This window comes from Microbacterium sp. AC035, assembly GCF_979258485.1.
Genome location: NZ_OZ409858.1, coordinates 2,526,709 through 2,540,731, shown reverse-complemented (window position 1 = coordinate 2,540,731; position 14,023 = coordinate 2,526,709). Strand labels below are relative to the sequence as shown.

At 68.6% G+C, this 14,023-nt stretch carries 12 protein-coding genes; 6 read left to right on the top strand and 6 right to left on the bottom strand.

Annotation, left to right across the window (positions count from 1 at the left end; genetic code table 11):
• Nucleotides 1-2: 2 nt before the first annotated feature.
• Nucleotides 3-1,304 (bottom strand): ABC transporter substrate-binding protein, encoded by a 1,302-nt coding sequence (locus tag ACZ0AA_RS12245; protein ID WP_463513065.1) that lies wholly within the window; start codon nucleotides 1,302-1,304, stop codon nucleotides 3-5.
• A 211-nt stretch (nucleotides 1,305-1,515) separates the two neighbouring features.
• Here ACZ0AA_RS12245 and ACZ0AA_RS12240 point away from each other — a divergent pair, with 211 nt between their 5' ends.
• Entirely contained in the window at nucleotides 1,516-2,826 is a 1,311-nt protein-coding gene (locus ACZ0AA_RS12240) for a glycoside hydrolase 5 family protein (RefSeq protein ID WP_463513064.1), read from the top strand.
• 31 nt (nucleotides 2,827-2,857) lie between these two features.
• Here the strand turns inward: ACZ0AA_RS12240 and ACZ0AA_RS12235 are convergent, their stop codons facing one another.
• Entirely contained in the window at nucleotides 2,858-3,889 is a 1,032-nt protein-coding gene (locus ACZ0AA_RS12235) for a LacI family DNA-binding transcriptional regulator (protein WP_463513063.1), read from the bottom strand.
• Between the two features lie 163 nt (nucleotides 3,890-4,052).
• Between ACZ0AA_RS12235 and ACZ0AA_RS12230 the strand changes: the two genes are divergently transcribed.
• Together ACZ0AA_RS12230 and ACZ0AA_RS12225 are read left to right on the top strand one after the other, a co-directional pair.
• On the top strand, nucleotides 4,053-7,052 hold the full coding sequence (locus ACZ0AA_RS12230) for an alpha-mannosidase (RefSeq protein WP_463513062.1): 3,000 nt from the start codon (nucleotides 4,053-4,055) through the stop codon (nucleotides 7,050-7,052).
• 67 nt (nucleotides 7,053-7,119) lie between these two features.
• Complete coding sequence (locus ACZ0AA_RS12225) at nucleotides 7,120-7,530, top strand: MmcQ/YjbR family DNA-binding protein (protein ID WP_463513061.1); 411 nt, start codon at nucleotides 7,120-7,122, stop codon at nucleotides 7,528-7,530.
• Here ACZ0AA_RS12225 and ACZ0AA_RS12220 read toward each other — a convergent pair whose 3' ends face one another.
• Complete coding sequence (locus tag ACZ0AA_RS12220) at nucleotides 7,531-8,187, bottom strand: hypothetical protein (protein ID WP_463513060.1); 657 nt, start codon at nucleotides 8,185-8,187, stop codon at nucleotides 7,531-7,533.
• Nucleotides 8,184-8,669, bottom strand: coding sequence for a MarR family winged helix-turn-helix transcriptional regulator (locus ACZ0AA_RS12215; protein WP_463513059.1), 486 nt, complete (start codon nucleotides 8,667-8,669; stop codon nucleotides 8,184-8,186). The genes ACZ0AA_RS12220 and ACZ0AA_RS12215 overlap by 4 nt, the downstream gene beginning before the upstream one ends.
• A 169-nt stretch (nucleotides 8,670-8,838) precedes the next feature.
• Between ACZ0AA_RS12215 and ACZ0AA_RS12210 the strand changes: the two genes are divergently transcribed.
• Complete coding sequence (locus tag ACZ0AA_RS12210) at nucleotides 8,839-10,458, top strand: HNH endonuclease signature motif containing protein (RefSeq protein WP_463513058.1); 1,620 nt, start codon at nucleotides 8,839-8,841, stop codon at nucleotides 10,456-10,458.
• Between the two features lie 79 nt (nucleotides 10,459-10,537).
• Here ACZ0AA_RS12210 and ACZ0AA_RS12205 read toward each other — a convergent pair whose 3' ends face one another.
• A complete protein-coding gene (locus ACZ0AA_RS12205) occupies nucleotides 10,538-11,128 on the bottom strand; it encodes a hypothetical protein (protein WP_463513057.1) in 591 nt (196 codons plus the stop codon).
• Nucleotides 11,129-11,248: 120 nt separating this feature from the next.
• Here ACZ0AA_RS12205 and ACZ0AA_RS12200 point away from each other — a divergent pair, with 120 nt between their 5' ends.
• Both ACZ0AA_RS12200 and ACZ0AA_RS12195 read left to right on the top strand, forming a co-directional pair.
• Complete coding sequence (locus tag ACZ0AA_RS12200) at nucleotides 11,249-12,475, top strand: glycosyltransferase (protein WP_400864052.1); 1,227 nt, start codon at nucleotides 11,249-11,251, stop codon at nucleotides 12,473-12,475.
• Nucleotides 12,472-13,716 (top strand): glycosyltransferase family 4 protein, encoded by a 1,245-nt coding sequence (locus ACZ0AA_RS12195; RefSeq protein WP_463513056.1) that lies wholly within the window; start codon nucleotides 12,472-12,474, stop codon nucleotides 13,714-13,716. The genes ACZ0AA_RS12200 and ACZ0AA_RS12195 overlap by 4 nt, the downstream gene beginning before the upstream one ends.
• Here the strand turns inward: ACZ0AA_RS12195 and ACZ0AA_RS12190 are convergent.
• A complete protein-coding gene (locus ACZ0AA_RS12190) occupies nucleotides 13,701-13,970 on the bottom strand; it encodes a hypothetical protein (protein ID WP_463513055.1) in 270 nt (89 codons plus the stop codon). The genes ACZ0AA_RS12195 and ACZ0AA_RS12190 overlap by 16 nt on opposite strands.
• Nucleotides 13,971-14,023 lie beyond the last annotated feature (53 nt).

Genomic DNA, 14,023 nt, shown 5'->3' with positions numbered 1-14,023 from the left:
GCTCACTGGTCCACGCGGTTCGCGTTGGCGTACTCGACGATCTTGTCGAGCTGCTCCTGCGCGTCGGCCTCGCCGTTGACGGCGAGCGCGATCTGCTGGGTCATGTAGGTCGCCATGTCGGAGGTCCACTGGAACGGGATGGCCTTGGCGTCCTGCATGGCGGTGAACACGGTGTCGATGGCGGTGAGCTGCTTCTCGTCGGTGATCGTCGATGAGATGTTCTCGACGACGGCGTCACCTCCGGAGGACGTGCCGGGGGCCGTGCCGACGGCGAGCGACGAGAACGCGACCTGGTTCTCCTCGTTCGTCGCGAACTCGGCGAACGCGAGCGCGGCCTCCTTGTTGTCCGAGTCGGCCGAGATGTTGAGCCCCTGCACGTAGAGCGGCGGGATGCCGAGTCGCTGGGTGGCGACGGTGTTCTCGAGCAGTGCGGGTGCATCCTTGGCGAGGTCGGTGGTGAATCCCGTGCCGCCGGTGGTGAACGCAACCTTCTCCTGGATGTAGGCCTCGGCGTTTCCGCCGTAGTCGCCGGTCAGGGCCTCGGCGGGCATCGCTCCGGCCGCGTAGGCGTCGGCATACTTCTCGATGATCGCTGCGGCTTCGTCGGTGTTGAAGTCGAACTCGCCCTCATCGTTGATGACCTCCATGCCCGCCGACGTGAACGTGTCGAGCGCGGGGATCGACGACAGCAGCTGCACCTTGCCGCCGGACTCGGTGGCGACGTCCTTCGCGAGGGTCAGCAGCTCGTCGACGGTCGTGGGAAGGTTCTCCTCCGTGACGCCGAACGGGGCGAGCTGAGCGAGGTTCCACCACGAGGCGTCGCTCGAGAGGTACCACGGCAGGCCGTAGGTGCCCTCGACGCCGGGGTACTGGCTGTAGGCGTCCCACGCTCCGGCGTTGTATCCCGACTTCAGATCCGGATCGGCCGTCTCGAGGTCGACCAGCTTGCCGGCCGCGACGAGCGGATAGGCGATGTCCGGCGGCAGGTTCAGCACGTCCGGCAGGGTGTCCGCATTCGCCTGGCTCAGGATCTTCTCCTGGTAGCCGTCGCCCGGCTGGTCGAGCCACTCGACGGTGACATCGGGGTGCTCCTTCTCGAACGCGTCGATCAGGTCTTCGAAGTAGGGGGTGAACTTCTCGTTCTTCAGCGACCAGGTCTGGAACTGGATGGTTCCGCTCAGCTCGCCGGAGGTGTCGATCGGACCGGCGGCACCCGATGTGGCGCCCCCTCCGGTGCAGCCGGCGAGCGCCATGGCGCCGATCGTGAATGTTGCCAGAGCGACAATGCGTGCGGGAACTTTCATCGTGCTTCTTCCTCGAGGCGGGCGATTGGCGGTGTCCACTGAGCGGACTACAACGCTTTAGCAGATGAAACCATCGGATGCGGTCTCTGTCAAGGTATCGACGCTCGACCCGTGGACAAGTCGCGGTATTCCGGGTGGCGGCGTGTTGCTCAAGCGTTATAGTGGTGCGACATGTCCTCGTCGGAGGGCTCTGTCGGAAAGGTCCGGACACATGACGCAGCGCCGCGCTCTCGATGCTCGCCTGAGATTCGGGGCGAACTACACGCCGTCGAAGGACTGGATGCACTCCTGGCTCGACTTCACCCCCGATGACGTGCGGCGCGACTTCGCGGCGCTCGCCGAGCTCGGGCTCGATCACGTCAGGGTGTTCCCTCTGTGGACGGTGCTGCAGCCGAACCGCACGCTCATCCGCACGAAGGCGATCGACGATGTCCGCGCCATGATCGACATCGCGGCAGAGTTCGACCTCGACGCCAGCGTCGACGTGATCCAAGGACACCTCTCGAGCTTCGACTTCGTGCCGTCCTGGCTCTACACCTGGCACGACCGCAACATGTTCACCGATCCGAAGGCGCTCAGCGGCCAGGTCGACCTCGTGCAGACGCTCGCCGGCGCCCTGCGCGACACCCCGAACTTCCTCGGTCTGACGCTGGGCAACGAGACGAATCAGTTCTCGGCGCACACCCATCCTTCTCCGTGGCCGGTCACGACCGACGAGGCAGGGCACTGGATCGAGTCGCTGCTCGCCGCGGCGGAGGGAGCAGCCCCCGGTCTCTCGCACGTCCACAGCGAATACGACGCGGTCTGGTACATGGACGGGCACGGATTCACCCCCGCGCATGCCTCCCGCCTGGGAGAGATGACCACGATCCACTCGTGGATCTTCAACGGCACCGCGCAGCGCTACGGCGGCCGGTCGGTCGCCGCGGACCGGCACGCCGAGTACCTCATCGAGCTGTCCCGCGCCTTCGCGACCGATCTGGACCGGCCGGTGTGGCTGCAGGAGGTGGGTGCGCCGTCGAACTGCCTCGACGAGAGCGAGATGCCCGGCTTCCTCGAGGCGACCCTGCGATCGGCGGTGCGCACCGAGAACCTCTGGGGTGTGACCTGGTGGTGCTCGCACGACGTGAGCCGGGATCTCGGCGACTTCCCCGAGCTGGAGTACTCGCTCGGCCTGATCGATCAGAGCGGCGCCGCCAAGCCCATCGGCCGTCGGTTCGCCGAGCTGATCCCGGAACTCCGCGAGCGCACCGCGGCGCCCGAGCGCGAGACGGCGATCGTGATCGAGGTCGACGAGCGCGAGGTGCCGGTGAGCCGGGCGGCTCTCAGCCCCGGCGGCGCGGTGTTCCAGGCCTGGGTGGATGCCTGCGGGGACGGCCTCGATCCCGCGTTCGTGACCTCGCACACGGCTCGCGACGACTCGGCGCTCGCCGCGCGCGGCATCCGTCGACTCATCCGTCCTGATCTGTCGACGAGCGGTGTCGACCCCTACGGCTCCGTCAACACCGTCGTCGGCGGCTGAAGACGTCGTCACAGGACGACGGGAACCGTCGTCAGGATGCTGCTGCCGGCGGAGCAGTGCTCTCGCGGGCGGTGAGGGTGGGTGTGGGGCCCTGCGCGCTGGGCAGGTTGATCCCGGCGACGATCTGCTGCAGCAGCAGCGTCGCGGCCTGCTCGCCGAGCTCGAACGTGTCGCGGGTCATCGCGGTGATCGACGGATTGATCAGGCCGGCGATCACCGAGTCGTCGAAGGAGGCGATCGAGACGTCGCGGGGCACCGCGCGGCCCATCTCCTGAGCGACGCGCAGGCCGGCGACGGCCATCACGTCGTTGTCGTAGACGATCGCCGTCGGGCGCAGGCGACCCGAGAGCTGGGAGCGTGTGACGGCTGATGCCCTGGCGGGGGAGAAGTCCGTGGTGATCACCTCGCCCGAGATGCCGTCGGCCGCCATGCGGTCGAGCACCTCGGCGCGCAGTCGGGTGTGCTCGAGTTCGGCGGGACCCGCGACGTAGGCGATGCGCGTGTGGCCCAGGGCGGCGAGGTAGGAGAACAGCGTCTCGGCCACCTCGTCGTCGGCGATCCAGACACTGGGCACCGCACCCTCGGGCGACGGCTTCGACCCGATCAGCACTGCCCGGGCGTCGAGTGCCGCGATGCGATCGCTGCGAGGGTCGTCGTCACGAGGGTCGATCATGATGATGCCGTCGACCTGGTTCGACGACCGCCACTGACGGTGCACCTCCATCTCTTCCGCGATGTCGCTGACCAGGCGCAGCTGGAGGCTCACCTTGCTCTCGGAGAGCCGTGACTCGATGCCGGCGATGAGATCGGTGAAGAAGGCCTCGGATCCGAGCGAGCGGGCGGGGCGTGCGAGCGCGAAGCCGACCGTGTTGGCCCGAGCGCCGACCAGCGCCCGCGCGGCCGAGCTCGGCTGCCAGTGGTTCTCCTCGACGATCGCGAGGATCCGCTGGCGGGTCTCGTCGCTCACGCCGGGGCGCCCGTTGAGTGCGAATGACACGGCACCGGGCGAGACTCCGGCCATACGCGCGATGTCCGCGATGGTGACGCGTTTGCCCGAGGTCATGCGCTCACACTACTTGATCGGTTTAGCCGCTCGGAAGCCGCCGGACACGGTTCGCGCCGGATCTACTAGATCGCTTTAGTAAATCCGATAGCATTGTCGGCAACCGCCCGACTCTGGGCGCGAGTCAGTCCCCCTCTCACCGTCGAGCCCGGAGAATCAGACCATGCATGACGACACCTCGCTCACCGTCGGACGCGTCAAGCGGGTGCTCGACGAGCGCATCCGCCCGGCAGTCCACTCCGCCTCCGTGCCTCTCACCGTCGAGGTCAACGAGATCCCCGGTGAGCCGATCAGCCCCGCCGACGGGCTCGCTCTCGACTTCGCCCCGGCATCCGTGCCGAGCATGTGGGGCCCTGCCTGGTCGACGACCTGGTTCAAGCTCACCGGTCGCGTGCCCGCCGAATGGTCCGGCCGTCGCGTCGAGGCCGTCATCGACCTCGGATTCGACATCAACATGCCGGGGTTCCAGTGCGAGGCGCTCGTGTACCGGCCTGACGGCAGCCCGGTCAAGAGCATCAACCCGCGCAACCAGTGGCTGCCGATCACCGAGGACGCGGACGGGGACGAGCCGGTAGAGCTCTATCTCGAAGCGGCAGCCAACCCGGTGCTGCTCGACTACCACCCCTTCCTGCCCACGCAGGAGGGCGACGTCCGCACGTCCTCGCGCGAGCCGCTCTACCGCACCCGCCGCATCGACCTCGCCGTCTTCGAGCAGGAGGTCTTCGAGCTGTCCCTCGACCTCGAGGTGCTGTTCGAACTCCAGGCAGAGCTGCCGGCGACGTCGCCCCGACGCATGCAGATCCTGCAGGCCATGGACGACGCCCTCGACGTGCTCGATCTGCAGCGCATCGTCGAGACCGCCTCCGATGCCAGAGCCCGACTCGCACCCGCGCTCGCGGCGCCGGCCGAGGCCAGCGCGCACCGCATCTCGGCGATCGGGCACGCGCACATCGACTCCGCCTGGCTATGGCCGGTGCGCGAGACCATCCGCAAGGTCGCCCGCACCACGTCGTCGATGACGACGCTGATCGACGAGCAGCCGGACTTCCTCTACGGCATGTCGAGCGCGCAGCAGTACGCGTGGTTGCAGGAGCACCGCCCCGAGGTCTACTCGCGCGTCAAGGCGGCCGTCGCGGCCGGGCGCTTCCTGCCGCTCGGCGGCATGTGGGTCGAGTCCGACACCGTGATGCCCTCTGGCGAGTCGCTCGTGCGCCAGTTCTCGTACGGACAGCGCTTCTTCGAGCGAGAGTTCGGCATCCGGTCGAAGGGCGTCTGGCTGCCCGACAGCTTCGGCTACTCGCCCGCCCTCCCGCAGCTCATGCGCCGCGCCGGGTTCGAGTGGTTCTTCACGCAGAAGATCTCGTGGAACCAGCAGAACGTCTTCCCGCACCACTCCTTCCTCTGGGAGGGGATCGACGGGTCGCAGGTCTTCACTCATTTCCCGTCGATGGACACCTACAACTCGCAGCTGAGCGGCATGGAGGTCGCCAAGGCCTCGCGTCAGTTCAAGGAGAACCGGGTGACCTCGCGGTCGATCGCTCCGGTGGGCTGGGGCGACGGCGGCGGCGGAACCACCCGCGAGATGACCGGCAAGGCGAAGCGCCTCGAGAACCTCGAGGGCAGCGCGCGCGTCGTCTGGGAGCACCCCGACGACTTCTTCGACGCTGCCCGCGCCGAGCTGCCGAACCCGGCCGTGTGGGTGGGCGAGCTCTACCTCGAGCTCCACCGCGGCACCCTCACCAGCCAGCACGCCACGAAGGCGCTGCACCGCTGGGCCGAGCATGCGCTCGTCGAGGCCGAGCTGTGGGCCGCGACGGATGCCGTGCGCACCGGCGCCGCATACCCGCAGGCCGAGTTCGACCGCCTGTGGGAGACCGTGCTGCTGCACGAGTTCCACGACATCCTGCCGGGCACGTCGATCGCGTGGGTGCACCGTGAGGCCGTCGAGGTGCTCTCGAACGTGCTGTCCGACGCGCGTGACATCGCCGATGCCGCCCGCCGCTCGCTGGCGGGCGAGGGAGACCGCGAGCTGCGCTTCGTGCCGACCTCCGTCGGCGTCGGCGACGGCCGGGCGCTCGGCGCCGGCTTCGTCGAGGCGTCGGCCGCGGCATCCGTCCTGCTCTCCGGCGAAGACGGCGGATGGCGCCTCGAGAACGAGATGGTCTCCGTGCTGATCTCCGCCGAGGGTCTCATCGTCTCGGCGGTCGACAAGGCGTCGGGTCGCGAGGCGGTGCCTGAGGGGCGCGCGGCGAACCTGTTCCAGCTGCACCAGGACTTCCCCAACATGTGGGACGCCTGGGACATCGACAAGTACTACCGCAACAGCGTCGACGACCTCACCGCGGTCGACTCGATCTCGGCATCCGTCGTCGACGGCACCGCCTCGGTCGAGGTGACGCGCTCGTTCTCCGAGTCGACGATCGTGCAGACGATCACCCTCGCGCCGGGTTCACGCACCGTGGTGCTGCGCAACGACATCGACTGGCACGAGACCGAGAAGCTCCTCAAGCTCGCGTTCCCTCTCGACATCCAGGCCACGCACACCGAGGCCGAGACGCAGTTCGGCTATCAGTCACGCGTGACGCACACGAACACGAGCTGGGAGGCGGCGAAGTTCGAGACCTCGATGCACCGCTTCGTGCTGGTGCGCGAGCAGGACTTCGGTGTCGCGCTCGTCAACGACTCGATCTACGGCTACGACACCTCGAGGGACGTGTCGGATGATGCCGTGACGACCACGGTGCGACTCTCGCTGCTGCGGGCGCCGCGGTTCCCCGACCCCGACACCGACCACGGCCCCCACCAGATCGAGGTGGGCTTCGTGGTCGGCGCGGATGCCGCGATCGCCACCGCCGAAGGCATCCGGCTCAACTCGCTGCCGACGCTGGTGCGCGGCGCTCGCGAGGTCGCACCGCTCGTGACCGTCGACGGCGAGGGCATCGTGATCTCGGGTGTGAAGCTCGCCGACGACGGGTCGGGCGACGTGATCGTGCGCCTCTACGAGGCGCTCGGGCGTCGTGCGGTCGGGTCGCTGGATGTCGGCTTCGAGCACCAGGAGATCCGCGAGGTCTCCCTGATCGAGGACGCGCTGGACGACGGCCGCGTGGGCGGAGAGCTGCGTCTGCGGCCGTTCGAGGTGCGCACGCTGCGCATCGTGCGCTGAGGAGTCGGCATGGGCGCACGCTGAGTCGGCCATTGTGGCCGCAGCCTCACGGGAGGACGATGGGCGGATGGCGACCGTCGACGACGTCCGTGAGATCGCTCTCGCGCTGCCCGGTGTGACCGAGCGCGTAGGCGGTCACACGGGCGAGCCGTCCTGGCGGCTGCCGAGCGGGCAGATCGCCTGGGTGCGCGGGCCGAGCAAGGTCGACCTGCGGCAGCTCGCCGATCTCGGACTCGAGTGGCCCGACGGACCGGTGCTGGGCGTGCGCGTCGCGAGCCTCGAAGAGAAGACGGCGCTTCTCGCCGCAGAGCCCGAGGGGCTGTTCTCGATTCCGCACTTCGACGGGTACCCGGGCCTGCTCGTGCAGCTCGACGTGGTGGATCGAGACCGGCTGGCCGAGATCATCGCGGATGCGTGGCTCGTGCGCGCCCCGGTGCTCGTCGCGAAGCAGTGGCTCGCCGAGCGCGGCCTCGACTGATCAGGCCGCGGTCAGGAACGGTCGCGAGGCGTCGAGGAAGGCGCGAGGATCATCCGCCCACAGCCGGATGCGATCGACCTGATGCGTCCCGCCCTTCGGCGCGAGACCGGGAAGTCGGATCGCGACCGGGCGTTCGAGCTCGATCTCGATGTTGGTCTCGTCCTGCATCCGCTCGGCGTACTCCGAACCGATGACCCGCGGCTGCTTGGGCTCGTCGACCCGTCGGCTGATCGCGATCGACGCGATGTCGGACCAGCCGACCGGCACGTCGAGCTCGAGTCCGCTGCGCACGCGCACGCCGTCAGGCCCCACGGCGTGCGGCCGCATGAGCATCGCGCACAGGAGGCCGACCATCCAGGTGACACCCCAGATCCCGAGCACCAGCAGAGGGATGCGCACGGCGGGCCACTGATGCACGATGAGGTCGAGGATCGGGATCTCCACCGCGGAGAGACCGATGAAGATGAACAGCACCGTGAGCACGGGGCGGTGATAGCCGATCCCCGTACCGCCCTTCGGGACTGCGGGGCGGCGGGCGATCGCCCGCGCGATGCTCGAGTAGACGCGAAGCTCGGCGACCCATGCGCGATGGAGGAAGTCGAGTGTGCGCGCGATCGGGGTCGGGGTGGGAGCGGTCGAGTGCAGCTGCTCGGTCATGGCGTGTCCTCGGGGGTGGTGGTCGCGCGCGCGTCTTCAGGGGCGGAGGTTGCCGCGGTGGTCACGAGGTGTTCGAGGTGTGCGGCGACGGCCGACAGGCCTCGCTCGACGGCCGCGCGGTCGGAGGGTTCGATCGCCGACAGCAGAGTCTCGTTGAGCTGCGTGTGCTCCTCCTGCATCCGCGCCATCGTCTCGGTGGCCGTGTCGGTGAGCTCGACCAGAACGGCGCGTCGATCGGTCGGGTGCGGAGTGCGGCGGACATGCCCCGACTTCTCGAGCGCATCGACGAGGCCGGTGATGTTGCGAGGGCTGACTTCGCAGAGCTGCGCGAGAGCCTGCTGGGTCGACGGGCCGGCATGCTGCAGGACCCACAGCAGGTGCACGCGGGCAGTCGTGAGGCCGGTGCCGTCGAAGGCGCGGGCCATGTCCCTCTGGAAGAGGTCGGCGATCTGCAGCAGGCGGTCGACGAAGAGCGGTTCCATAATTGTGATGCTACTACATTGTTACCTTACTTCACTAGTTGGGGGTCCCTCGCTGCCGGGGTGGACCCTTTCTGCGTTGTATTGGGAGATTGGAATATGGCGTTGAACTGGGGTAAATAGGGGTGATTTCGGGTCTCGAATGTCGGTGGCACTCGGTTGACTAGGGGGTATGAACAGCACCGCGGAGCTTCTGGATCGGGTCATCGCCGACCTCGATGCGGTGCTGTCCGACGACGGGCTCGCGGGGTTGTCGGATGCGGAGCGGGTCACGGTCCTGCAGGGTGCGGGGGCGGCGTTCCGACGGGTCGAGGCCGTGATCGTGGAGACCGTAGCGACGGGGGGTGTGGGTGACTTTCCGCATTCGGCGGGATGCCGGGGGATGAATGAGCTGCTGCAACGCACAGTGGGCGTCGATGTGCGAGGCGCGACCCGGGTCGACAAAGTGGTCGACCTCGTGCGGCGGCCGATGAGTCTGGCGGGCGAGAGGATGCCGGCGCGGTGGTCGGAGATGCGGCTGGCCCTGCTCGACGGGGTAGTCGGCGTCGCGGGGTTCTTGGCGGCGACGGGGCCGATCGAGAAGGTCTGGGATCGCCTCACGGTCGATCAGCGGTTGGCGGCGGATGTCGCGTTGGCGGGGTGTGCACGCGGTCACGGCCTCGACGCGGGACCCGACGAAGACCCGAGCGTTGACGAAGATCCGCATGCTGACGAAGACCCGAGTGCTGACGAGGATGTGGCCGGTCCGTCACCGACCACGCAGGATCTGAAGGCCCTGGCGGAGGATCTCGCATCGATGTTCGACCCCGATGGTGAAGAGCCGAAGGACGAGGATGCGCGGCGTCGTCGGGGGATCATGATCGGCCAGTTGAAAGACGGCATGCACGCGATCCGCGGATACCTGACCCCGGATGCCGCTGCCCAGTTGCAGCTCATCATGGACGCGATCCTCAATCCCAAGGGCGAGGGGCCGCCGATGCCCGGCGTGTTCTTCACACCGAGCGGGGGCACCGATGCCGACACCGATTCTCCGGATACCGAGTCTCGCGACACCGACTTTTCGCGCGCTGGGGCTGGCGCAGACATGGCGGCCGATCCGGAGGAGCCTGATCCGTTCAACTCCGATCCGCGGTGCGTGCTCGATGACCGCACCGCGGCGCAGAAGCGCCACGACGCCCTGACGGCAGCGCTCGGAATCGCTGCCCGGCACAAGGACATGCCCACCCTCGGCGGCGCATCGCCCGTCCTTGTCGTCAAAGTCGACGCGAAAGACCTCGCGGCCCACGCCACGGGCGCCGCCTTCGGAGGCACTGCCTCCGAAGCGAGTGGCAATGGAGGGTGGGCGACGATCCCGGGCTCCGGTGCCCACGTCCCGGTGTCCGTCGCGGCGCAGGTCGCGTGCTCCGGAGCGATCCAGCGCGTGCTCATGGATGAGGGCCGGATCATCGGCATCACGACCACCGACCGGATCTTCACCGTGCATCAACGCCGCGCGATCATCGCCCGCGACAAGGAATGCCTGATCCCCGGATGCCACGTCCCCGCGTCATGGTGCGAGATCCACCACGTCACCGAACACTCACGCGGCGGACCGACCCACACGGACAACGGTGTGCCGTTGTGCTGGTGGCATCACCGATCCCTCGGCACCTCGGGGTGGGAGATCCGAATGAACGCCGGCCTTCCCCAGGTGCGGGGACCGGCATGGTGGGACCCCGACCAGCGATGGCGCACACCACGACTCAGCCTGCCGGCACCCTCTCGGGTTCCCCGCACCTTGCTTCGCGTCTGAGCACGCCCGGGTGAAGACGACGCACGCCCGGATGGGGCCGACGCGCACCCGGTCGGGAACGACGCACACCCAGGCGGGGTCAGGCCGGGTCGAGCCTCAGCACCTCAGGCGACTCGCCGCCGGTGACCTCATCGGCGACCCGGATGCTACGCGCGAGGTCGTCGAGGGCGCCGTCGAGTGTGCCGAAGCGCTCGCGGTCACTGCACATCGCGGTCAGCGTCACCAGGTGCGTGCCGGTGTCCCAGGTGTACGTGACGAACGGCGGAGACGCGGGTGATGGCGGCATCGCCACGACGAGCTTCCCGCCCGCACCCAACCACCGACTCGAGAACGACACCGTGTCGTCGTAGTCCATCGGCATCGAGGCGCGAGCCACCCGCACCTGAGGGGTCAGCGCCTGCACGGTCGCCATCGCGACGACCAGCTCCGGATCGGCCTTCCATGTCCACACGAGCACACGGCCGTCCGCCCGGCGCATCAGCATCGGGGCCGCCTGGCTCATCGCCCACGCACCGATCCGCGAACCGGGGCGTTCCGTGACGCCGATCGCCGAGTTCACCTGCCCCAGCAGCATCCTGATGGCCGCCTTGCGGTGCCGTCGCCCCTTCCAGCCGAGCGAATCGGTGACGGGGATCCACATCCGGGGGTCGGCGTCGGCAGTCAGTCGCATTCCTCCACGCTAGGGGGTGAGGCTGAGGGATGCCGGTATGCCTCAGCGGTCGGATCAGGCCCCTCGGGTAGAGTGGCGAGCGCCCGATCGGGCTCTTTGACCGCCGTACCGTAAGGCAGAATGTCCTCCTCTACCTCCGATCCGACGAGCGCTCCCGACGTCGCCCCCGACTCCGGGCAGCGTCCGCTTCGCATCCTGATCGGATGCGACACCTTCGCCCCCGACATCAACGGTGCCGCCCGCTTCGCCGAGCGCCTCGCCGCCGGCCTCGTGCAGCGCGGCCATGACGTGCATGTCGTCGCCCCGAACCTGGTCTACCGCCGTGCCGCGCCGCGGACGGAGGTCATCGAGGGCGAGCCGATGACCCTGCACCGACTGCCCTCGGTGCGCTGGGCTCCGCACGACTGGCTGCGGTTCGTGTGGCCGTGGCGCGTGAAGCACTACGCCCGCAAGATCTTCGACACCGTGCAGCCCGACGTCGTGCACATCCAGTCGCACATCGTGATCGGTCGGGGGCTCGCCCGCATCGCGCACGAGCGCGGCATCCCGGTGATCGCCACGAACCACGTGATGGCCGAGAACATCCTCGACCACACGACGATGCCCAAGTTCGTCGACGACCTCGTGCTGCGCTGGGCATGGGGCGACGCGAAGCGCACCTTCGCCCTGACGCGCGCGATCACCACACCGACGCGTCGCGCCGCCGACTTCCTCGAGCGAACCGTCGCCGTCGAGAACGTGATCCCGGTCAGCTGCGGCATCGATCGCACGCAGTACACCCCCGTGATCGCCCCTCGCGAGAAGAACCGCATCATCTTCGTCGGACGTCTGACTGCGGAGAAGCAGGTCGAGGTCATCCTCGAGGCGATCACGAAGCTCGATCCGGCGCTCGAGGCGACCTTCGACATCGTCGGCGGTGGCGACCAGCGCAAGCAGCTCGAGAATCTCTCGCACCAGCTCGGCCTCGCCGATCGGGTGACGTTCCACGGCCGCACGAGCGACGAGGAGCTTCGTGCGCTGCTGTCGCGCGCCTCCGTCTTCACGATCGCCTCGATCGCCGAGCTGCAGTCGATCGCGACCATGGAGGCCATGGCCTCGGCGCTGCCGATCGTCGCCGCGGATGCCGTCGCGCTGCCGCACCTCGTGCACGACGGCGAGAACGGCTTTCTGTTCGAGCCCGGCAACGCGGATGTCCTCGCCGAGCGGCTGACCGACGTGCTCACCGCATCGCCGGGAGAGTATGCGCGGATGCAGCAGGCATCGCTCGACGGCGTCGCGATCCACGACATCAACCGCACACTCGACACGTTCGAGGCGCTGTATCGCGACGAGCCGCTTCCCGAGTGACGACGCGCGTCATGCACATCGTCTTCTTCGGGGATCAGCACCTGGACTCCCTCGGCGGAGCCCAGGTGTCGATGCGGCTGCAGCGGGAGTTCCTGGAGCGCGCCGGCCACACGGTCACCGTCGTCGCACCGACGATGCACGGAACCCGCGCCCCGCGGATCGCCCACCCGTCGAACGTCGAGCTGCCGTCCGTGCCGATCACCGCCGACCGCGAGTACTCGATGAGCTGGCCCGGACGCGCCACGGACCGTGCGCTCGACCGTGCGATGACGCACCGTCCGCCGGTCGACCTGGTGCATGTGCAGGCCGACTTCTGGGGCGCCTTCATCGGCCACCGGTATGCGGCCCGCCACGGCATCCCCGTCGTGCACACCATGCACAACCGCGTCGATGTCGGAATCGCCGCGGTCACCCCGCTGCATGGACCGGTTCTCTCGGTGTTGAACGTCTGGCGGCGCCGTGCGCTCGCGGGGGCGGTGCCGACGATCGGCGGCAGTGACGGCTGGGCGTTCCTGCGCGGGATCGCCGGCGGTGCCTCGGCGGTGACCGCGCCCTCCACCCACTTCGCGCGGCGCCTCGAAGAGCATGGCGTGTTCAGTCCCGTCGATGTGGTCTGGAACGGCATCGACGACGACATCCGCGACGCGACGCTCGCCGCTGCACCCGGCGAGCGTGAACCGGGGCGGCCCCGTTTCGTCTGGCTCGGACGCATGAGCCCCGAGAAGCGGCTGCTTCCGTTCCTCGAGGCCTTCGTCGAATCCGGCATCGACGCCGATCTCGAGATCATCGGCGGAGGCGCCCAGCGAGCCGCGGCCGAGAAGGTCGTGGCGGGGCTTCCGCACGTGCGGTTCGCCGGCACGCTCAGCTATCCCGACACGCTGGCGCGAATCGCCGCCGCTGACGCGCTCGTGCAGACGTCGATCGGCTTCGAGACGCAGGGGATGACGCCGTTCGAGGCGGCGACCCTCGGCACGCCGTCGGTGATCAGCGACCCCGACATCGCCGCGGAACTGGGAGGCGGTCTCTGGGCTGTCCCGGGCGCGTCAGGCACCGAGGACCAGCGACGGGCGGGTCTCGTCGAGTCCCTGCGCCGCGCGGCATCCGACATCGCTGCCGGCGTCGCACCTCAGCCCATGCGCGAAGTCTCGGAGTCGTTCCGTCAGTCGTCGCGCACCACCGCGATGATCGAGGTCTACGAGCGCGTGCTCGCGGCTGAGTCTCGCGCTCAGAACCCGAAGTAGTAGAACAGGTTCGACACCCACGAGATGAGGGTCCCGACGACGGTGCTGCCGCCGACGCCGATCGCGATCGCCGCGAGCAGGTGGGGTGCCGGGCGCCGAACCGCGATGAGGCCGAGCACCAGACCGGCACCTGCACCGGCCAGCACGATGAGATTCACGAAGTTCGACAGCAGCTCGACGAACTGGTAGCCGACGCTCATGTACATGAACGGGGTGACGATCTGGAAGAAGAGCCCCACGGCCGCGGCGCTCACTGCCACGATCAACGCGGTGCGACCGAGGCTTCCCGGCCGCGGTGCTGTCTGAC